A 19,392-nucleotide genomic window follows, 5' to 3' on the forward strand; every position below is an offset into this window, starting at 1 on the left:
GCAGGCGGCGGACTGTGGGGTCCATGGTGGTTTCCCAGAGTTGGCTTGGGTTCATTTCGCCCAGACCTTTATAGCGTTGTTTGCTGACGCCGCGTTCGGCTTCGTCGCGTAGCCAGAGCATGGCCTGGTGGAAGTCGTGGACTGCGATTTCCTTGGCTTTTTCGCCTTCGCCGCGGCGGATGAATGCGCCTTCTGTGAGCAGGCCTTTGAAGGTGGTGGCGGCGTTTTCCAGCACTTTGTAGTCTGCGCCATCAACAAAGTCGGCGTCGATACTGCTGACCTTGATGTTGCCGTGGTACAGGCGTTCTATGCGCAGGCTGAAGGCGCCTGAGAGTTCGTCGCTGCGTACCACTGCTTTGACTGCATTGTCGCCAATGGCGGCAGTCAGGGCGATGGCGGATGCTTCTGCGTTTTCTGCGTTATCCAGTTTCAGCGTGACGCCGGTCATGATGGCGGTAAGGGCGGCGCGGTCGATGACGCGGGTCAGGCGCATCATGATGGCGTTAGCCAGGTTGTACTGGCGTACCAGTTCGCCCAGGGCTTCGCCAGTGATGGGGGCTGCGCCTGTGCCTGGCGTCAGGGATGCGCCAGTCAGGGCCACGGTCATCATGTAGGTGGCTTCTTCCGCATCATCTTTCAGATAGCGTTCATCGCGGCCTGCCTTGACTTTGTAGAGTGGTGGCTGGGCGATGTAGATGTGGCCGCGTTCTACCAGTTGTGGCATCTGGCGATAGAACAGGGTCAGCAGCAGGGTGCGGATGTGGGCGCCGTCGACGTCCGCATCGGTCATGATGATGATGCGGTGGTAGCGCAGTTTGTCGGCATTGAATTCGTCCGGGCCTATGCTGGTGCCCAGGGTGGCGATCAGGGTGGTGATCTGCTCACTGGACAGCATTTTTTCAAAGCGGGCTTTTTCTACGTTGAGGACCTTACCGCGCAGTGGCAAGATGGCCTGGAACTTACGGTCGCGGCCTTGCTTGGCTGATCCACCCGCAGAGTCACCTTCGACGATGTACAGTTCGCACAGGGCTGGGTCTTTTTCCTGGCAATCTGCCAGTTTGGAAGACAGGCCCAGACCGTCCATGACGCCTTTGCGTCGTGTCAGTTCGCGGGCTTTACGGGCTGCTTCACGGGCGCGTGCTGCTTCAACGATTTTGCCGCAAATGATCTTGGCGTCGTTGGGTTTTTCCATCAAGAAGTCGGTCAGGGTCTTGGCGACTATCTCTTCTACCGGGCCGCGTACTTCGCTCGATACCAGTTTGTCTTTGGTCTGGGAGCTGAACTTTGGTTCAGGCACTTTGACGGACAAGACGCAGGTCAGGCCTTCGCGCATGTCGTCGCCGCTGACTTCTACCTTGGCTTTTTTGGCGAACTCGTGTTCTTCAATATACTTGTTGATGACGCGTGTCATCGCGGCGCGCAGACCGGTCAGATGGGTGCCACCATCGCGCTGCGGGATGTTATTGGTGAAGCACAATACCTGTTCATTGTAGGCGTCGTTCCATTGCATGGAGACGTCGACAGTGATGGTGGTGTTCTGATCAGACTGGCGCTCGCCTGTGGCCTGGAATATCGTTGGGTTGAGTATGCTTTTGTTTTTGTTGATGTATTCAACAAAGCCGCGAGTACCGCCCTCGAAGGCAAACAATTCTTCTTTGCCGGTGCGGTGGTCGTTGAGCTTGATGCGCACGCCATTATTCAGGAAAGACAATTCGCGTATGCGCTTGGCCAGGATTTCGTAATGGAATTCTACGTGGGTGAAGATTTCTTCATCAGCCCAGAAGTGGACTTCGGTGCCGCGCTTGTCTGTGTCGCCGACGACCTTGATTGGTGAAGTGAGCACGCCATCAACGGTTTCGAGTTCGCGGTTTTGCACTACACCCTTGGCAAATTCCATGGTGTGCATTTTGCCATCGCGTCGGATAGTCAGCTTGAGCAATTTGGACAGACCATTCACGCAGGAGACACCCACGCCATGCAGACCGCCGGATACTTTGTATGAGTTTTGATCGAACTTGCCACCTGCATGCAGCTCAGTCATGACGATTTCTGCGGCGCTACGTTTTGGGTCGTGCTTGTCATCCCATTTGATGCCGGTAGGGATGCCGCGGCCATTGTCAGTGATGGAGATGGAGTTGTCGCTATGGATAGTGACATTGATCTCGGTACAGTGACCTGCGAGGGATTCATCAATGGAGTTATCCAGCACTTCAAAGACCAGGTGATGCAGACCGGTGCCGTCCGAGGTGTCACCGATGTACATGCCGGGGCGTTTCCGCACGGCTTCCAGGCCTTCCAGAATCTGGATTGAGGATGCGCCGTATTGACTTGGCTGCGCTGGAGTGTTGTCTTGGGTGTTATCGGACATGGCTACCTTCTAAAAAAACGAACTGTTTTGGACAACTTTGTAAATCGCCCAATGTGAAACATATTCAAGACTGCTTTGTCATTCTGGTACAGGTGGGATCCACTGTCTACGTTGTTGATGCATCAGAGCATAACGACTAACGACACTGGAGCACCAGCCCGGTGGATTCCCGCCTGCGCTGGAATGACGGTATTAAGATCGCCGTGGATATAGTGTCCACGGCATCTGTCGATATCTACAACTTATATCCGCATCGGCATGACGACATATTTAAAGTCGGTGTTGTCGGGGATAGTGATCAGTGCGGATGAATTGGAGTCGCCCAAAGAAACCGATATCTGGTCGCATTTGAGGTTATTCAATACATCAAGCAGATAGCTGACATTGAAGCCGATGTCGACGCTGTCGCCACCGTAGTCGATTTCGATTTCTTCTATCGCTTCTTCCTGGTCGGCATTGGTAGACAAAATCTGCATGAGGCCAGGGGTAATGACGCAACGCACGCCCTTGAACTTGTCCGACGTCATGATCGCGGCACGCTGCAAAGAACGCAGCAATTGCTCGCGGCCCAAAGTGAAGCTGTTTTTATAGCCTTTGGGGATGACGCGGTTAAAGTCAGGGAACTTGCCTTCAACCAGTTTGGAAATCAGTTCGATATCGGCAAAAGTCAGTTTGACCTGGTTGTTGGCGATGTCGATTTGTACCGGGTCTTCTTTATCTTCCAGCAGGCGCTGCATCTCTATGATGGTTTTGCGCGGGATGATGACTTCATGGCGCGGGAACTCTTGCTCTACTTCGACCTGGCAAAACGCCAGACGGTGACCATCAGTTGCCACGGCGATGACGTTCTTGCCATCGACAACCAGCAGCAAGCCATTCAGGTAATAACGAATGTCTTGTTGGGCCATCGAGAAATGCACCATGTTGAACAGGTGCTTCAGGGTTTTTTGCGGCAGGTTGACGCTGGCATTGAAATGCTCGGCCTGGGCAACGGTAGGGAATTCTTCTGCTGCCAGGGTTTGCAAAGAGAAGCGTGATTTGCCTGACTGCACGCTCATCTTTTTGTTTTCAAGCTTGAGGACCACATCATTGTCATCTGGCAGGGCGCGCAAAATATCCAGCAATTTGCGGGCTGCGACTGTCGTGGCTATGCTGTCGCCGCCAGAACCTATGGCTGCCTTGGTCGTGATCTGCACTTCTATGTCTGTCGACAGGAACGACACCTGTTCACCGTCTTTGCGAATGAGGATATTGGCCAGAATCGGCAATGTATGCCGACGCTCGACAATACCACTCACAATTTGCAAAGGCCGGAGCAGGGTGTCCCGGTGGGTTTTAACCAATTGCATTTGAATATCCTCACTAAATTATGGTGACAAGGAACTTAAGTATTTCTTGCTGCTTTTATAGATTGCTTCACATATTTACTGCGGTCATGCTTGTTACTTTGGTGCGCATGGCGCACTTTACAAATTTGTTCGTCGATCTGGGCAAACGGCTCTTGCGCAAATGGATCCCAGCCTTCGCTGGGATGACGTTAATAATGTTCGTGCTGCTTTACACTGCTAGCTGCTTCAATTCGGGTCGAGTTCTCAAAACCCTGCTCATCTGCATACTACAAATTACACTTCCAATTGCACATCCTACAACATCCTACCCATCAACCCTTGAGCGTTTGCTCTAATACATGCAGTTCATGGTTGCATTCTGGGTTTTTGGTGCGGTCTGCCGCGATCTTGCGTACTGCGTGCAAGACCGTGGTGTGGTCGCGGCCGCCAAAGAGTTCGCCGATTTCTGGCAGGCTCTTTTGCGTGAGTTCCTTGGCCAGGTACATCGCAATCTGGCGTGGTCTGGCGATATTGGCCGGACGTTTTTTTGAATACATGTCGGCGACCTTGATGTTGAAAAAGTCGGCGACTGTCTTCTGTATATTCTCTACGGATATCTGGCGGTTTTGTACCGACAGCAAATCCTTCAGGGCTTCCTTGACCACGTCGATGGTGATCTCTTTACCGTGGAAGCGTGAGTAAGCCAGAATCTTGCGCAAGGCACCTTCAAGTTCGCGCACGTTGGAACGTAAATGCTTGGCGACGAAGAAGGCGACGTCATCGGAAATATTCACGCCTTCTGAATAAGCTTTCTTGAGCAAGATCGCTACGCGCATTTCCAGCTCTGGCGGTTCAATCGCGACGGTCAGGCCAGAGTCAAAGCGGGAAATCAGGCGGTCATCCATGCCGGTGATTTCTTTGGGATAAGTATCACTGGTGATGATGATTTGCTTCTTGGCGGCGATCAGTGCTTCAAAGGCATAAAAGAATTCTTCTTGCGTGCGGCTCTTGCCACCAAAGAATTGGATATCATCGATCAGCAACAAATCCAGCGAATGATAATAACGCTTGAATTCATCAAAGCCCTTGCGCTGGTAAGCGGTCACTACGTCACGCACATATTGTTCAGCGTGGATGTAGCGTATCTTGGCGTTAGGGTTATCAACCAGGATCTGGTTACCGATGGCGTGGATCAAGTGAGTCTTGCCCAGGCCTACGCCGCCATACAGGAATAGTGGGTTATAGGAAACGCCAGGATTATTTGCTACCTGAATGGCAGCAGCGCGAGCCAGCTGGTTGGCCTTACCGGTAACGAAGCTGTCAAAAGTCAGGTCGGAATTAATACGGCTTTGCTCGCGGCGCGGTGATACTTCTGGCGCGGCGGGTTCAGACATCATTTCTGGCACGCTGCCCTGGGCATCGAGGTCGGCATTCAAACCCTGCGGGCGAGGTGCGGCCGCTGCTGCGGGAGCAGTTTTTCTGTTACCACGCGGATCAAGCACGAACTGTACTTCTACGTCTTCATCCCAGTACTGGTTAGCCAGGTCGGTGATGCGGCTGGCGAACTGGGCTTTTACCCAGTCCAGTTTGAAACGGTTAGGCGCAGCGATACGCAGCTTGCCGTTTTCAAAGTCAAGCGGTACTAGCGGTTTGATCCAGGCGCTATATTGCTGTGGTGGAAGCTCTTGCTCAAGTTGGGAAGAACAGGCCTGCCAGAAATTTTCCATGTATGACTTTAATTATTAAATGCAAATGCGCGGTGCCGAATTAAATTCTACCTTCCCGATATTTAGTAAGAATTACTAAGAGGCTTGTAGCCCTATCGCTTGGTAAGTTGTCTGAAAGACATAAAACGGTGCCGCGCTAATCCGCTATTTTAACCCCGCTTGACCGAGTTATCCACAGGTTTGGGTTTAAATTTATTCTTTGCATTGCACCAATGGATGTGCCCTGATTGATTAATTTTTGCGCTAAGTGATTGACACGCAAAGCAAAAATGGTGTCTAATTCAGGGTTCCCTACCCCTCTTTTATTGGTGCGGCTTTAATTATCGGTTTTTTGATGGATTGATGCGCAACACCATGAGCAGCGGTTTTGGGGCAGTAAAGGCGAAAGGCCTGACGAAAATGTGCAAGCCGAAGTCGCACCCAAGACAGCCTTTATCCGTAATTCCGATTTTTTTTATTGCTCAATTAGCGAGACCAACATGAAACGTACTTACCAACCTTCCGTCGTTCGCCGCAAGCGCACTCACGGTTTCCGCGCACGCATGGCAACCCGCGGTGGCCGCGCTGTTCTGAACGCACGTCGCGCCAAAGGCCGTAAACGCCTGGCAGCTTGATTATCAGTTTTGGTCTGCGCCAGCCTTGCTGAATTCGCATGATCAATCATATAACTGAGCGAGTTCAGGCAGGTGCAGGTGGCGTGGATTTTGCCCGCGTTCGACGCATCATTAAAACGGATGAGTTTTCATCCGTTTTTCGTTTGCGTCCCGTGCAAAAAACCGCGCATTTTGTGCTCTACACCAGAACCAATGATTTGCCGCATGCCCGTCTGGGTGTGGTGGCCGCTAAACGGTTTGCGCCACGTGCTGTGACGCGCAATACCATCAAGCGTGTCACCCGCGAGATTTTCCGTCATTCAGCATTGCTGAATGTGGATTGCATCGTGCGGCTGTCCCGTCCTGTTAACAGCAAGGCCGGGCCGGCAACGACTGCCCAGCTCAAGCGTGAGCTGAGGGCGGAAATCCTGCGCCTGTTTGCTGCACCAGCCTGTGCGCTGGCTGGCACACCGGCTCATCATAAGCCGCCTGCTGGCAGTACATAATGATAGGGCCTGTGCGATGAAAACCCTGCTGCTCCTGTTGCTGAGATTTTATAAACTGGCAATTAGTCCCATGCTGGGGCAGAACTGTCGTTTTTATCCCAGTTGCTCTGAGTATGCGGCAGAGGCCATCAAGATACATGGTGCCGCCAGGGGTAGCTTGCTGGCAGGCAAACGCCTGTGCAAATGTCACCCATGGCACCCTGGTGGTGTGGATAACGTGCCACCCGCTAGTGAAAAATCGCAAACTGCCCCCACATCTGCCCAGTGCTGCCATGATGGCAAGCACACTGGACATTCTTCTCCCCTTTCCTGACATACACAAATGGATATCAAACGTACCGTCCTGTGGGTAATTTTCTCTTTCTCGCTGCTCATGCTCTGGAATGGTTGGGGGCAATATAACGGCAAGCCGTCTATGTTTGCTCCACCACCACCTGCAAAAATAGCAAGTGCTTCGGCTTCTGCCAGCAATAGTGCTACTGCGGCAACCGCAACATCGGCTAGCGCCACCGCAGCTACTACTGCTGGCGATGCAACTGCAGCCCCGGTGATCAAGAGCGAAACTATTACCATCACTACTGATGTCATCAAGGCTGATATTGATACCATCGGTGGCGAGCTGAAGAAACTGGAATTGCTCAAGCATAAAAATGATACTGATCATACAAAAAATGTATTCTTGTTTGATCAGTCAGCCAAGCGCACTTATCTGGCGCAAACTGGCTTGCTGGGCGGCCCTTTCCCTAACCATAAATCCGGCTTCGTTGCCAAACCAGGTGTACGTACCCTGGAAGGCGGCAATCAGGTGCAACTGGTGCTGGAATCCGAGCAAGGCGGCGTCAAGCTGACCAAGACTTATACCTTCAAAAAAGGTGAGTACCTGATCGATGTGCGCCATGATGTGACCAATACTGGTACGGCAGCAATTACGCCATCCCTGTATCTGCAACTGTTGCATGACGGCACCAAGCCTGAAAGCGGCGGCATGTTCTCTGGCAGTGGTGAATTCTATGCACCTGCTGTGTATACAGAAGCAGAAAAATTCCAGAAACTGGATTTTGAAAAAATCGCCAAGGGTAGCGATAGTCATGCCAAAGCATCGGACAATGGCTGGATAGCAATGCTGCAGCATTTCTTTGTGTCCGCCTTCATTCCGCAAGAAAAAACCAAGCGTGAAATTTTCACGAAACAGGTTGATACCAATCTGTATGCAGTTGGTAATGTCTTGCCTATGGGTACCGTCGCACCAGGTGCAACTGTCACCATGAATGCACACCTGTATTCTGGCCCGCAAGAATCTGCCAAGCTGGAAGCGATTGCACCAGGCTTTGAACTGGTGAAAGACTATGGTGTCTTGACCATCATCGCCAAGCCGCTGTTCTGGGTCATGGAACAAATCCATAAAATGCTGGGTAACTGGGGCTGGACTATCGTGGTCTTCACGATCGCCATCAAACTGGCTTTGTTCCCTTTGTCGGCTGCCGGTTATCGCAGTATGGCAAAAATGAAGGTGGTAACACCGAAGATGCAGGCCGTGCGTGAGCGTTTCAAAAACGATCCGCAAAAAATGAATCAGGCCATGATGGAGTTGTACAAAACCGAGAAAATCAATCCTCTCGGCGGTTGCTTCCCTATCCTGATTCAGATGCCTATCTTCCTGGCGCTGTACTGGGTCTTGCAAGCCAGCGTGGAAATGCGCGGCGCACCATGGGTGGGCTGGATCACGGATCTGACCGCACCTGATCCATGGTATATCTTGCCAGTGATCTATGCGATTTCCATGTATATCACGACCAAGCTGAATCCGGCCCCGGCTGATCCTATGCAGGCAAAGATGATGATGTTCATGCCATTGGCATTCTCGGTCATGTTCTTCTTCTTCCCATCCGGCCTGGTATTGTATTGGGTAGTCAACAATATCTTGTCGATCGGGCAGCAATGGGTCATCAATAATAAGCTGATCCCGCCTGAGCATAAGGTCTGAGGATAGAGCTTAAAAATTGAGCAAATGAGAAAGCCCGCAAGTTTGCTTGCGGGCTTTTTTGTTTTTACAAATAGACGCTCCAACGTAGGTTAGTTAGTTCGTAGGTTGGGCTACGGGGTATCAGCCCAACACTGGGCCTCAACAAACGTATATGTTATTTAAGCGTCGAGTGTTGGGCTGGTAAACCGTAGCCTAGCGAGGCCCGGCCCAACCTACGAGAACAGGTATTCCCGATATACGCTCTGTCGCATTTCCGTCACAAACCAGCAGACTAATTTGCACTCATAGAGTGCAAGCACAGATAGAATTTCAATATGATCTACGAACCCATTCCCATCGCTGCCATTGCCACCGCCCCCGGACGTGGTGGCATAGGGGTAGTGCGCATTTCCGGCAAGGACCTTGCCCCTGTTGTCACTGCCTTGTTTGGCACTACCCAGTTCAAGCCGCGTCATGCCAGTTATCTGCCGTTTACCCAGGCAGATGGCACGGTCATTGATCAGGGCATCGCGATTTATTTCAAGGCACCGCATTCGTATACCGGTGAAGATGTGCTGGAACTGCAAGGCCATGGTGGCCCCGTCGTCATGCAAATGCTGCTGTCGCGCTGCCTCGAAGCGGGCAAGGATGCGGGTTTGCGGCTGGCAGAGCCAGGCGAATTCACCCAGCGCGCCTTTTTAAATGACAAGCTGGATCTGGCGCAGGCTGAAGCGGTATCCGATTTGATCGAGGCATCGACTGAGGCCGCTGCCAAATCGGCATCGCAATCGCTGTCCGGTGCTTTTTCCAAAGTCATTCATGCACTGGTAGAAAAAGTCGTGCACCTGCGCATGCTGGTGGAGGCAACCCTGGATTTCCCGGAAGAAGAAATCGACTTCCTCGAAAAATCCAACGCCCGCGGCCAGTTGGCGACCATACAGACTGCTCTGCAAAAAGTGTTTGAACAGGCGGCCCAGGGTGCCTTGTTACGCGCCGGTTTGAATGTGGTGCTAGCTGGCCAGCCTAACGTCGGCAAATCATCGTTGCTGAATGTACTGGCGGGTGATGATGTCGCCATCGTCACACCTATCGCTGGTACGACCCGTGACAAGGTGACCGAGACCATTCATATAGAAGGCATACCCCTCAACATCATCGACACTGCTGGCATACGTCACGATCATGATGAACCCGAAGAAGGCCAGGTCGCCAATGCGATAGATACAGTAGAGCGCATAGGCATAGAGCGCACTTGGGCAGAAGTGGACAAGGCCGACGTGATTTTGCATTTGCTCGACGCGAGTCGCGGCCCTACACGTGCCGATGAAGCCATCGTCGCCCGTTTCCCCGATGGTGTGCCGGTCATACGCATCTGGAACAAGATAGATTTATCCGGCCATCATGCCAGCGTCGATGAAATGTCAGATGCGACGCATATTTATTTGTCCGCGCATGAACATGTAGGCATAGATCTGCTGCGCAAGGAATTACTGCGCATTGCCGGTTGGGAGCAAACCGGTGAATCACTGTACCTGGCCCGTGAACGTCATTTGATCGCTCTCAAGCATGCGCATGAGCATCTGCAGAACGCTGCTGAATATGCAGCACAAAATGACCAGTCGCTGGATTTGTTTGCAGAAGAACTGCGCCTGACACAAGACCGCCTCAACAGCATCACGGGTGAATTTACATCTGATGATTTGCTGGGTGTGATTTTCTCGCGCTTTTGTATCGGCAAATAGCGGCATCAGACATGGCGCGACTCAAAACTTTGGCAGACACTGTCCCGCGCTTCTGGCGTGATGACAGGCTGCCATTTATCGAGGCGCGTTATCTGGCAGAAGGCCGTTCAGACAGTTATGACAAACATGCACACGAAACTTTTTGCATAGGTGCTATTACTGCTGGGGCCAGCAATTTTGTCATGGCGGGTAAGCAGCATCATGTACATGCAGGCGAGCTGGTGATCATCAATCCGGGGCAGGTGCATATCTGCAGTCCCGACGATGATTTACCATGGGCTTTTTGCATGCTGTACGTTGATGCCAGCTGGTTGGCAGCTTTGCAGACTGAACTGGGGCAACAAAAAAATCCAGAATTTCAGGCCTACACCAGCCCGGTGTCTGACAATGTTTTCCTGTATGAAGGTCTGCTAGCTTTATATCAAAGCCTGACAGATACAGAAACTGAACTGCTTAGCAAACAGGGTAGTGTGATCCAGTATTTTTCTGAAGTGCACAAGCACTTGCAATCTGCTCCGGCAGAACTGCATCTGGAAAATGCCAGGCTGAAACTGGCGGCTGATTTTATCCACGAGCACTGTACGCAAGATCTGAGTCTGGATGATATTTCTGCCCACGCAGGTTTGTCTGCTTCCTATTTATTTCGCGCCTTCAGGAAACAATATGATATGACGCCGCATGCTTATCTCATCAACCGCCGCGTGCAATATGCGCAAGAAAAATTGCGGCAAGGTGCCTCCATAGCCGACGCGGCACTGGAGGCAGGCTTTGCTGACCAGGCACATTTCCAGCGTGTATTCAAACGCCTGCTGGCAGCAACGCCGGGCCAGTATCAGGCATAAAAATCACACTATCAACTCAGCACCAGATACACCGCACTAATCAAAAGCATCACAGCCAGGCTGCGGTTAAAGGCACGCATCAGTGCAGGCTTCTTGAAGAGCTGGCGCAAGGCAGTTCCCGCATAAGCCCAGGCGGCTATCGATGCATAGCAAATGAAGAAATAGATAATGGTGAAATGCCAGACCATGCTGGTATCGCCATTTGCTGCATAGGCACCCATGCCTGCGATGGACGCCAGCCAGGCTTTGGGATTAAGCCATTGCATGAGTGCGCCATACCAGGCAGAAGGCCCCTTGCCATTTTCATCGACATCCAGTCGCCCATTGTCGATAGCCAGTTTATAAGCCAGAAACAACAAGAAAGCGACGCCTGCCCATTGTATGACTTGCGTCAGCGCGGGCATGATGATCAAGAGCTCATGCAGGCCTAGTCCAGTCAGGAATAACAAAACCGTAAACCCTATGGTCGCGCCACTGACATGGGCCAGGCTGGCGCGAAAACCATATTGCGTGCCTGAACGCAAAGCCACAATGTTAACCGGGCCGGGTGAAATGGATGCGGCCAGTGCGAAGGCGGCCATGGAGAGATAGAGATTGAGCATAAACGTGTCCCGTATAAGTGAGTCGGCAGACAGATTTATACGTGAGCACACTGGAGCTGTATTGAAGAAAACTACCCTTGCTATTTATATGGCCGTCAATGCGATTGCTGCTAGCAGGCGTGGCCGCAAATCATCTACCAGACGTTTGCGGCTGGAGCGTGTATATTCTGCTGGTGAAAACCACATCGCAGCTTCTGCAAAGGCATCGACTATTGGGAGTAATTCTTTTGCCTCGGCAGAAGTGAAGTTTTCCTTGCTGCCATTCTCAGTAAGATGGGAAAGTTTTTCCTGCAAAATCTCTTTGCGCACTATCGCTGAGACAGAGACAGGGTGGGCAACACAAAGACCAAAAGTACCCAGCAAAAAGTGTTGCCATGAAAATTCTGCACGTTGCATCAGGCCAGAAACTACAGTCTGGTTGTCGCCAGTAAAACAATCATCCAGACGCCATGTGCTGTGATGCATGTCCGTCAGCGCCGCAATAAAATCCCTGATGAAATTTTCTTTCAGGATAGCTGGTGCAGCATCCCTCCCATGCTGGTCGATAAGCTGTAATGCCAGCGTATGCCAGACGACATTGGCCGGATGAAAATAAGCACCAGCACTGGTATTGTCGGCGTCCATTTCACCAAAAACAGCAGACAGGATTTTTGCATTATCTGTGACTACGTAGGACGGTGCAGCCAGTAACTGTGCCTGTATCAGTCCATCAATATCTGCTTCTGTGCATAGGCAGGCCGCGGCAAACTGTGCTTTGTTGAGGTAGTGTTTTTTCAGGTAAAGATCAAGTGCTGACATTGTGAGTTCCTGGATGAGGTAATTAGCCATGCACCTGGCGGCTGTCTGCCGGTGCCTGTTCACGCTCCAGCAAACCATAGTCACGCACGACAGATGCGATGCGCAAACGATAGCCCGCAAAGACATGGCCGCGTCCCTGCGATTGCGCCGCCCTGTGCTCTTCGGTATTGCGCCAGTTGGCGACTGCAGCTTCATCACGCCAGAATGACAGGGACAAAATCTTCGCCGGATTAATCAGGCTTTGAAAACGTTCTATGGAAATAAAACCATCCATCTCCCTGAGCAAAGGCGCAAGCCCTGCTGCGATATCCAGGTATTCCTGCTTGTTTTCTGCATGGGGTATGACTTCAAAAATCACGGCTATCATGTGTTCTCCTTGTTTTGTCTATTGTGAGTAAATACCGGGATGCGGCCATTCAGCGAAGCTCTGTAAGTCCAGCGTAGTGCAGCAAAATCAAATGTGGGGGCGCTCAGCAGATGGGAAAGACAAGTGGCTGTGATGCGCTCTGCAATGTCCTGGCCAGGGCAGGCGTGCCGACCATGTCCAAAGGTGAACACTTTTCTGTCTGGCCTGTTCAGTTGCAGTATGTCCGGATCAACATTGGCCGCAGCATCACGATTGGCGGCCGCCAGCAGGACGACGATGACATCGCCAGCTTGCAGGGATTGACCAGCAATTTCGCAATGCTGGTTGACGAAGCGTCTGGTGTTTTGTACTGATGCATCATAGCGTGCTACTTCGGCTACGAACTGGCTTAATTTTTGTGGAAGGGCAGCAGTCTCTGCGCGTAAGTCTTGCAGCAAAGTGGAATGAGTTTGCAAGGCAACGAGGCTATTGCCTGCCAGGCCAGCAGTGGCTTCATAAGTTTGCGACAGCAAGCCTATGAGGTTGGACAAGATGCCATCAACATGCTGCCAGCCACATAGCTCAGCTTCGTTTTGCAAGCCTGCCAAAAATCCATGCGGTTTTGCCTGGCTGTCTTGCAGCAGTTGGCGGAAGCTATTTTGCAAAGCCTTGGCTGCCATATGTGCAGTAGCAATTTGTTCCGTTGTACTCAAGGGGGAAAGGCAGCGTACGAAATCTGCCATCCAGTTTGCCAGGGCGGGTAGAGCATCTTCTTCAAATCCCAATACACTGCCCATGACATGAACAGGCAGGGATAACAGATATTGTGTCAGCCCGTTGCCAGTGTTTACATCATATTTGCTCGCAAGTTGAGTGGCGTGCTGCTGTGTATATGCAGCGATGCCAGACAAGTCCGGCTTGCTTAGTGAACCTTGTATTACTTGCCTGGGCAGGGCGTGCTTCGGGCCTTCATTCATGCGTATCAGGTGTGAAAAAATTTCTCCCGCCGGGCCGCTCACAATATTGCGCGGTACTGGTTCTGCCACTGGCCTGACGGTGCAAGCGGGGGATTCCAGCACTTGTTCCACGACTGCGGCGCGGCTGGCTATCCAGCATTTGAGTTCGGCATCAAAAACCAGTGCTGGTCCTGCACGCAAGCTGGCGTAGTAAGGATAAGGGTGTGGATGGCAAGGGGCATTCAGGATAGAGATTTTCTGTGTCATGGCAGGCTTATGCTAAGTTTGGTGGCTAAGTAGTGAAATGCAGTATAGGACTTGTTTGCATTGAACAATTCGTCTACCATCAAACTATGAATGCAGAAAACTCCACCCATATAGAATACGCCGACACCCAGTTAGCCAAGCTGGCAGGTGCCATCGCCGAGCCAGCTCGCGCCCGCATGCTGTGCAGCCTGATGGACGGGCGCGCCCGCACCAGTACCGAGCTGGCTGTCGTGGCCGAGGTCAGCCCCTCCACTGCCAGCGTGCACTTGAGCAAACTGCTGGAGCAACATCTGGTAAATGTGGTGGCGCAGGGCAAGCACCGCTATTACCAACTCGCCAGCAATGAAGTCGCGATTGCGCTTGAATCCCTCTTGTTGATTGCCGGTTTACCCAAATCACGCTTTGTACCCAATACCCCAGACCGCCTGCGCAAGGCGCGTACCTGCTATGACCATATGGCCGGTGAAGTGGCAGTGGGTGTGCATGATTATCTTATGCAGCAAGCCTGGATCAGGCCTGTGGACGGTGAAGAAACAGCCTATGAATTGACAAGCGTCGGCAGCAAGGCATTGGAAGAACTGGGTCTGGATATTGCCACTACCCGCAAGGCCAGGCGGCGTTTTGCCTGCTCATGTCTGGACTGGAGTGAGCGCACACCGCATCTGGGTGGCGCTTTGGGGGCGGCTTTATTGAATTTGCTGATCAACCGTTCCTGGCTGGAGCGTGACCTTGATAGTCGGGCGCTGGCACTGACCGCCAAGGGCAAACGTGAGTTTCAAAAAGTGTTTGCCATCAAAGCCTGAAACGCTAAGCCTGAAACTCTGAGCCTGAGGCTTGAAACCTCAGGCCAAAGCCGGATTAATTCCGGAGTTATTCCGCATTTACTCTTTTACGCCTAGCTTGATCTTGGCAAGCCTGTCTATGATCGCTGGCTTTAATTTGCGGAAGTACACCAGGTCTATCGCAAACATGGAAACCAGGGCCAGGCCAGCAGTCAGCACACAACTGATCCATATCGAATCCGGTGCAGCGATGCGGTTGGACAGATAAACAGCTGCAAATATTGTCAGGCCAGACATAAATTCACGCCAGAAAGGCTTGCGTGTCTTGAATGTTTTCTGCGCTGCCAGCAACACCAGGTCAGGGTAGTGTTTGGGCGCAACATCTTTTAATTCAGGTACTGCCAGTAACAAGGCGTCAGTGCTGAAGCTTTGCATGATTATCCTTTATTCACCCGTAATCAGGTCTTGTGCGAAATATTATCTGCCTCAATACAGGCTTAGTCTACGGTCAAAATGTAAAACATTTACCACAGGCATGTTGTCAGACCTTTAATTCAGGCTCAGATTCCCACCATTGTCTCTGGAAAAGCCTTGGACCATTGCAAAATTTCTACGCTTTCGCGCATGCCGTGGACCCAGAAAGGGTCGGTTTGCCACAGGCTTTCCACTTCTTCCTTGGTTTCGGCTTCAATGATCCATAAAGCACCTATGGGGTGTTCACTGGCATCATGGCGCAGTGATCCCGCCACTTTGATCTGTGCCTGACGCGCTGCCAGCCAGGCTATGTGGGCAGCCATATATTCAGTGCGGACGTGGCGCATCGTTGTTTTGTCGGTAAATCTGACAGCAAATAACATAAGCAAACTAAAAAATCTTATAAAGATGGGAATAATAAGCGGGTTTGCCTATGTTAAGGTATGGTCAAACTGTTTTCACTATATGCATCATGTGTCAATTACTAGGAATGAACTGCAATACCCCAACTGATATAGTCTTCAGTTTTACCGGGTTTGCAACACGCGGCGGTTTGACGGACGAGCACAAGGACGGCTGGGGCATCGCTTTCTTTGAAGGCAGCGGCGTACGCCTGTTTGTTGATCACCAGTCGGCGGTTGATTCGCCAGTGGCTGAGCTCATCAAGCGCTATCCCATCAAATCCAGGAATGTCATTGCCCATATACGCAAGGCTACCCAGGGCCAGGTCAGCCTGGAAAACTGTCACCCCTTTGTGCGTGAATGCTGGGGCCGTTACTGGGTATTTGCCCATAACGGCGATTTGAAAGAATTTGCGCCCGTGCTGGATGGCAGTTTCCAGCCAGTTGGCAATACTGACAGTGAAAGAGCATTTTGCTATCTGCTGCAACGCATGCGCCGTCATTTTGGTGAGCAATTACCATCCGTACAACAACTGGCCCAGTTCATGCATGAAATTACGGCAGAAATCGCCAGCTATGGCACCTTCAATATGATGCTCTCGAATGGCGAAGCCTTGTTCACCCACTGCTCGACCAAGCTCTACTACATCGTGCGTCAGCATCCCTTCACTACCGCCGCCTTGACGGATGAAGACGTGGCCGTGGATTTTTCTCAATTGACCACGCCCGCCGACAAGGTTGCCATCATCGTCACTGAACCCCTGACCACCAATGAAAGCTGGACCCAGTGTGCATCTGGCCAGATGCTGGTATTTGTTGATGGTGATGTATTGCCTCTTTCATTGCCTGGGGCCACAGCATGAGCCAGCGTTTGATGGATCAACTCGACACCAATCTCTTGCGCGTGCTGCATACCCTGCTGACCGAGCGCAGCGTTACCCGCACCGCCATGAAGCTGGGGCAATCGCAACCCGCCATCAGCAATATGCTGAAACGCCTGCGTGAAATCACAGGGGACGCCATCCTGGTACGCGGTAAGAACGGCATGACAGCGACTGAGCGCGGTGAAGAATTATTATTGCTGGCACGCCAGGGATTGAATGTACTGGAAAGTATAGCCAGCCCGGCACCGGCTTTCATGCCTGCCTCAACCCAGCGCATTTTCCACCTCGGCGCACCGGATTACCTGAGCGCCCTGCTGATCCCACTCATCATAGAAAAACTGCGCGAGCAGGCACCCAATGCTGGCCTGACCGTACATGCCCTGAATGCTGGTTTTGATTATGCTGCTGGCCTGGAGAGTGGCGAACTGGATTGCGTCATCGGTAACTGGCCTGACCTGCCACCGCACCTGCATCTGGCACAATTGTTTGAAGATGAAGTAGTGTGCATGGTGAATCGCAAACACCCGGTAGTTAGCAAGGGCTTGTCGATCAAATACTATCTGGAAATGGCTCACCTGGCCCCCACGCCTTACATGATGGGTCACCGCAGCATCATCGACACCGCACTCGCAGAGCAGGGCCTGAAACGTAAAATACAGATGACTATCCCTTACTTTGGCATGGTCCCTTACGTACTCTCAAGAACCGACCTCATCTTCACCACCAGCCGCAGCTTCGCCGTGCAATGCGCCAGAGACTGGCCTATAGAAGTCTTGCCCATGCCGATTACCGTACCCAAGATGAAGTTCTTCATGCTCTGGCATGAAAGGGCGCATGCGGCGGCGGAAGTGCAGTGGTTACGAAGGATAGTGGCGGAGGCTTCGGCCAAGGTGATGGTGTAAGAACCTGTTGACGATCTTGCCGTGCATGCTCGCTACAGATGGTACGCAGGTTTCAAAACAAACCTGCGGATCTATTCGGCATTCATCAAGTTGTCCAGCAACAGGATGAGCTGGGGTCGCACGCGCTCCGGATCACCTTCTATGGGAGCAGTAAGTTCGCCCACTCTGACAGCTCCCATGGACAGGTAGAATTTCTCTGCGTAGGGATCAGCATCTATGGTCATTTTTCGCTGACCCAGGTCACTTGCGTTCTCCATAGCGTGTTGCAACAGACTACGGCCTATTCCTTGTCCCATTGCCTCTGGTAATACAAATAGATCAGCCAGATCGCACTGAGTGTCCGCAGAGCTTAGATGATAAAAACCTAAAATTGCCTGCTCATGTTCTGCAAGCCAGACCGAATTTTCCTCAATGTGTTCTGAGGTGATAGTTAATTGCGCCTCCCATGCCTGTAGCGCGGACGCAGGATATTTCCAATGAGCTTTGGATTGACGCGCTATCAGCGTCAATGCCTGAGCTTCTTGCGGGTGGGCGCGGCGGATAATCAACAATGGCAATGTCATAAAAATGTGCACTCTCTAATATCCCGAAAATACGACCCGGTTCAATCGGGCCGTATTCTCTGAAAGCACAGAATCTACAGCTTTTTTCTGATGTGTAGCAAGGAATTCGAGCGGCATGCCGCTCGCCTGCGTATGGCAGGTAGGTTTTCCTTGAATTAACCCGGCACTTTACCTTCTACGCCTTCCACATAAAACTTGATGTCATGCAGGAACTTGTCATCCGCCACGGCATCCTTGCCCAAAACTTCCTTGCCAGTATTGTCCTTGATAGGGCCTTTCCAGATTGGGCCTGTGCCGTCGATGACGCCCTGGCGTTTGTCGGCGATGAGTTTTTTGACTTCGTCTGACAGGCTGCTGTTGAAGGCTTTCAGGTCTATCATGTTTTCTTTCAGGCCCCACCAGGTGGTTTCTGATTTCCATGTTTTGTTGAGTACTTCATCGACGCGCTTGGTGTAGTACACGCCCCAGTCAATCACGGATGCAGCAAGATGGGCTTTGGCGCCGAACTTGCTCATGTCACTGTCCCAGCCAAAGGCGTAGACGCCTTTTTCTTCGGCGGTTTGCACGACAGCGGCAGAGTCAGTGTTTTGCATGAGCACGTCCACACCCTGGCCTATCAGGGTAGTGGCAGCTTCGCGTTCCTTGCCCGGGTCAAACCATTTATTGACCCAGACTACCTTCGTCGTCGCTTTCGGGTTCACAGAGCGCGCGCCCAGCGTGAAGGAGTTGATATTGCGCAGCACTTCAGGGATAGGGATGGAACCAACCACGCCCAGCTTGCCAGACTTGCTCAGCTTGCCTGCTGCTACGCCAGCGAGGTAAGCGCCTTCATAAGTGCGCACATCATATTGCGCCAGGTTGTCGGCAGTTTTGTAGCCTGTTGCATGTTCAAACTTCACATCAGGAAAATCCTTGGCGACTTTGAGCATGGCTTCCATGTAACCAAAGGTGGTGCCAAAGATGACTTTGTTACCCTGATTGGCGAGGTCGCGGATCACGCGTTCTGCATCTGCTGCACTTTCTGGTACGTTTTCGACAAAAGTAGTTTTTACCTTATCGCCAAACTTGGCTTCCACTGCCTTGCGGCCCGCATCGTGAGCATAAGTCCAGCCTGCATCACCTACCGGGCCTACATAGATGAAGCCGACTTTCAAAGGCTCGGCTGCGGCTGGCGCTGCAGCGCTGCTGGCTGGCGCAGGCGTTGCCGCACTGGCGCTGGCGGATTTGCTTTCTTCTTTCTGGCCACAGCCAGCAAGACCGACAATAGCCAGGGACAGCGCGGCTGCCAGGGTTTTTCTGCGAGAGATTTTCATGGATAGCTTCCTTGGTTTGATTTTCAGTTGTAATC

20 protein-coding genes are annotated in these 19,392 nt (G+C 51.9%); 9 read left to right on the plus strand and 11 right to left on the minus strand.

From position 1 onward, the window contains the following. The 3 genes from DFR42_RS09335 to dnaA all read right to left on the minus strand — a co-directional run. Positions 1-2,368, minus strand: a 2,368-nt coding sequence (locus tag DFR42_RS09335) for a DNA gyrase subunit B (RefSeq protein WP_110254681.1), incomplete at its 3' end; no start/stop codon positions are given. A 242-nt stretch (positions 2,369-2,610) separates the two neighbouring features. Next, positions 2,611-3,717, minus strand: a complete 1,107-nt coding sequence (dnaN, locus tag DFR42_RS09340) for a DNA polymerase III subunit beta (RefSeq protein ID WP_110254682.1) — start codon at positions 3,715-3,717, stop codon at positions 2,611-2,613. 311 nt (positions 3,718-4,028) lie between these two features. Next, positions 4,029-5,423 (minus strand): chromosomal replication initiator protein DnaA, encoded by a 1,395-nt coding sequence (gene dnaA, locus DFR42_RS09345; protein ID WP_110254683.1) that lies wholly within the window; start codon positions 5,421-5,423, stop codon positions 4,029-4,031. Positions 5,424-5,902: 479 nt separating this feature from the next. Here dnaA and rpmH point away from each other — a divergent pair, with 479 nt between their 5' ends. The 6 genes from rpmH to DFR42_RS09375 all read left to right on the plus strand — a co-directional run bounded on the left by rpmH (position 5,903) and on the right by DFR42_RS09375 (position 11,069). Then, on the plus strand, positions 5,903-6,037 hold the full coding sequence (gene rpmH / locus DFR42_RS09350) for a 50S ribosomal protein L34 (protein ID WP_061535510.1): 135 nt from the start codon (positions 5,903-5,905) through the stop codon (positions 6,035-6,037). 38 nt (positions 6,038-6,075) lie between these two features. Next, positions 6,076-6,522 (plus strand): ribonuclease P protein component, encoded by a 447-nt coding sequence (gene rnpA, locus DFR42_RS09355; protein ID WP_110254684.1) that lies wholly within the window; start codon positions 6,076-6,078, stop codon positions 6,520-6,522. Between the two features lie 16 nt (positions 6,523-6,538). Next, positions 6,539-6,835, plus strand: coding sequence for a membrane protein insertion efficiency factor YidD (gene yidD / locus DFR42_RS09360; protein WP_110254685.1), 297 nt, complete (start codon positions 6,539-6,541; stop codon positions 6,833-6,835). A gap of 9 nt (positions 6,836-6,844) precedes the next feature. Beyond that, on the plus strand, positions 6,845-8,506 hold the full coding sequence (yidC, locus tag DFR42_RS09365; RefSeq protein WP_110254686.1) for a membrane protein insertase YidC: 1,662 nt from the start codon (positions 6,845-6,847) through the stop codon (positions 8,504-8,506). Between the two features lie 314 nt (positions 8,507-8,820). Continuing rightward, positions 8,821-10,227 (plus strand): tRNA uridine-5-carboxymethylaminomethyl(34) synthesis GTPase MnmE, encoded by a 1,407-nt coding sequence (mnmE, locus tag DFR42_RS09370; protein WP_110254687.1) that lies wholly within the window; start codon positions 8,821-8,823, stop codon positions 10,225-10,227. Positions 10,228-10,238: 11 nt separating this feature from the next. After that, the gene (locus DFR42_RS09375) at positions 10,239-11,069 is read left to right on the plus strand and encodes an AraC family transcriptional regulator (RefSeq protein ID WP_110254688.1); all 831 of its coding nucleotides are present in this window, start codon (positions 10,239-10,241) and stop codon (positions 11,067-11,069) included. A gap of 11 nt (positions 11,070-11,080) precedes the next feature. Here the strand turns inward: DFR42_RS09375 and DFR42_RS09380 are convergent, their stop codons facing one another. The 4 genes from DFR42_RS09380 to DFR42_RS09395 all read right to left on the minus strand — a co-directional run bounded on the left by DFR42_RS09380 (position 11,081) and on the right by DFR42_RS09395 (position 14,038). Next, positions 11,081-11,671, minus strand: a complete 591-nt coding sequence (locus DFR42_RS09380) for a LysE family translocator (RefSeq protein WP_110254689.1) — start codon at positions 11,669-11,671, stop codon at positions 11,081-11,083. Between the two features lie 84 nt (positions 11,672-11,755). Then, complete coding sequence (locus tag DFR42_RS09385; RefSeq protein WP_110254690.1) at positions 11,756-12,469, minus strand: DUF6058 family natural product biosynthesis protein; 714 nt, start codon at positions 12,467-12,469, stop codon at positions 11,756-11,758. Between the two features lie 22 nt (positions 12,470-12,491). After that, on the minus strand, positions 12,492-12,836 hold the full coding sequence (locus DFR42_RS09390; RefSeq protein WP_110254691.1) for an antibiotic biosynthesis monooxygenase family protein: 345 nt from the start codon (positions 12,834-12,836) through the stop codon (positions 12,492-12,494). Further along, positions 12,833-14,038 (minus strand): cytochrome P450, encoded by a 1,206-nt coding sequence (locus tag DFR42_RS09395; RefSeq protein ID WP_110254692.1) that lies wholly within the window; start codon positions 14,036-14,038, stop codon positions 12,833-12,835. The genes DFR42_RS09390 and DFR42_RS09395 overlap by 4 nt, the downstream gene beginning before the upstream one ends. A gap of 86 nt (positions 14,039-14,124) precedes the next feature. Between DFR42_RS09395 and DFR42_RS09400 the strand changes: the two genes are divergently transcribed. Continuing rightward, on the plus strand, positions 14,125-14,841 hold the full coding sequence (locus tag DFR42_RS09400; RefSeq protein ID WP_110254693.1) for an ArsR/SmtB family transcription factor: 717 nt from the start codon (positions 14,125-14,127) through the stop codon (positions 14,839-14,841). Positions 14,842-14,919: 78 nt separating this feature from the next. Here the strand turns inward: DFR42_RS09400 and DFR42_RS09405 are convergent, their stop codons facing one another. Together DFR42_RS09405 and DFR42_RS09410 are read right to left on the minus strand one after the other, a co-directional pair. Next, a complete protein-coding gene (locus tag DFR42_RS09405) occupies positions 14,920-15,255 on the minus strand; it encodes a hypothetical protein (protein WP_110254694.1) in 336 nt (111 codons plus the stop codon). Positions 15,256-15,380: 125 nt separating this feature from the next. Further along, on the minus strand, positions 15,381-15,677 hold the full coding sequence (locus DFR42_RS09410) for a YciI family protein (protein WP_110254695.1): 297 nt from the start codon (positions 15,675-15,677) through the stop codon (positions 15,381-15,383). A gap of 89 nt (positions 15,678-15,766) precedes the next feature. Here DFR42_RS09410 and DFR42_RS09415 point away from each other — a divergent pair, with 89 nt between their 5' ends. Further along, a complete protein-coding gene (locus DFR42_RS09415; RefSeq protein ID WP_110254696.1) occupies positions 15,767-16,558 on the plus strand; it encodes a class II glutamine amidotransferase in 792 nt (263 codons plus the stop codon). Next, positions 16,555-17,481 (plus strand): LysR family transcriptional regulator, encoded by a 927-nt coding sequence (locus DFR42_RS09420; RefSeq protein WP_211324215.1) that lies wholly within the window; start codon positions 16,555-16,557, stop codon positions 17,479-17,481. Before DFR42_RS09415 ends, DFR42_RS09420 begins: the two co-directional genes overlap by 4 nt. Before the next feature lie 71 nt (positions 17,482-17,552). Here DFR42_RS09420 and DFR42_RS09425 read toward each other — a convergent pair whose 3' ends face one another. Then, a complete protein-coding gene (locus DFR42_RS09425; protein WP_110254697.1) occupies positions 17,553-18,044 on the minus strand; it encodes a GNAT family N-acetyltransferase in 492 nt (163 codons plus the stop codon). Positions 18,045-18,199: 155 nt separating this feature from the next. Next, complete coding sequence (locus DFR42_RS09430) at positions 18,200-19,357, minus strand: BMP family ABC transporter substrate-binding protein (RefSeq protein ID WP_110254698.1); 1,158 nt, start codon at positions 19,355-19,357, stop codon at positions 18,200-18,202. Positions 19,358-19,392: the final 35 nt, after the last annotated feature.

Source organism: Undibacterium pigrum (assembly GCF_003201815.1).
GTDB lineage: Bacteria > Pseudomonadota > Gammaproteobacteria > Burkholderiales > Burkholderiaceae_D > Undibacterium > Undibacterium pigrum.

What these genes read in the sequence shown, in the direction of transcription:
- dnaN (WP_110254682.1), bottom strand. Translation starts at nt 3,717, where the DNA reads ATGCAATTGGTTAAAACCCACCGGGACACCCTGCTCCGGCCTTTGCAA.
- dnaA (WP_110254683.1), bottom strand. Translation starts at nt 5,423, where the DNA reads ATGGAAAATTTCTGGCAGGCCTGTTCTTCCCAACTTGAGCAAGAGCTT.
- rpmH (WP_061535510.1), top strand. Translation starts at nt 5,903, where the DNA reads ATGAAACGTACTTACCAACCTTCCGTCGTTCGCCGCAAGCGCACTCAC.
- rnpA (WP_110254684.1), top strand. Translation starts at nt 6,076, where the DNA reads ATGATCAATCATATAACTGAGCGAGTTCAGGCAGGTGCAGGTGGCGTG.
- yidD (WP_110254685.1), top strand. Translation starts at nt 6,539, where the DNA reads ATGAAAACCCTGCTGCTCCTGTTGCTGAGATTTTATAAACTGGCAATT.
- yidC (WP_110254686.1), top strand. Translation starts at nt 6,845, where the DNA reads ATGGATATCAAACGTACCGTCCTGTGGGTAATTTTCTCTTTCTCGCTG.
- mnmE (WP_110254687.1), top strand. Translation starts at nt 8,821, where the DNA reads ATGATCTACGAACCCATTCCCATCGCTGCCATTGCCACCGCCCCCGGA.
- DFR42_RS09375 (WP_110254688.1), top strand. Translation starts at nt 10,239, where the DNA reads ATGGCGCGACTCAAAACTTTGGCAGACACTGTCCCGCGCTTCTGGCGT.
- DFR42_RS09380 (WP_110254689.1), bottom strand. Translation starts at nt 11,671, where the DNA reads ATGCTCAATCTCTATCTCTCCATGGCCGCCTTCGCACTGGCCGCATCC.
- DFR42_RS09385 (WP_110254690.1), bottom strand. Translation starts at nt 12,469, where the DNA reads ATGTCAGCACTTGATCTTTACCTGAAAAAACACTACCTCAACAAAGCA.
- DFR42_RS09390 (WP_110254691.1), bottom strand. Translation starts at nt 12,836, where the DNA reads ATGATAGCCGTGATTTTTGAAGTCATACCCCATGCAGAAAACAAGCAG.
- DFR42_RS09395 (WP_110254692.1), bottom strand. Translation starts at nt 14,038, where the DNA reads ATGACACAGAAAATCTCTATCCTGAATGCCCCTTGCCATCCACACCCT.
- DFR42_RS09400 (WP_110254693.1), top strand. Translation starts at nt 14,125, where the DNA reads ATGAATGCAGAAAACTCCACCCATATAGAATACGCCGACACCCAGTTA.
- DFR42_RS09405 (WP_110254694.1), bottom strand. Translation starts at nt 15,255, where the DNA reads ATGCAAAGCTTCAGCACTGACGCCTTGTTACTGGCAGTACCTGAATTA.
- DFR42_RS09410 (WP_110254695.1), bottom strand. Translation starts at nt 15,677, where the DNA reads ATGTTATTTGCTGTCAGATTTACCGACAAAACAACGATGCGCCACGTC.
- DFR42_RS09415 (WP_110254696.1), top strand. Translation starts at nt 15,767, where the DNA reads ATGTGTCAATTACTAGGAATGAACTGCAATACCCCAACTGATATAGTC.
- DFR42_RS09420 (WP_211324215.1), top strand. Translation starts at nt 16,555, where the DNA reads ATGAGCCAGCGTTTGATGGATCAACTCGACACCAATCTCTTGCGCGTG.
- DFR42_RS09425 (WP_110254697.1), bottom strand. Translation starts at nt 18,044, where the DNA reads ATGACATTGCCATTGTTGATTATCCGCCGCGCCCACCCGCAAGAAGCT.
- DFR42_RS09430 (WP_110254698.1), bottom strand. Translation starts at nt 19,357, where the DNA reads ATGAAAATCTCTCGCAGAAAAACCCTGGCAGCCGCGCTGTCCCTGGCT.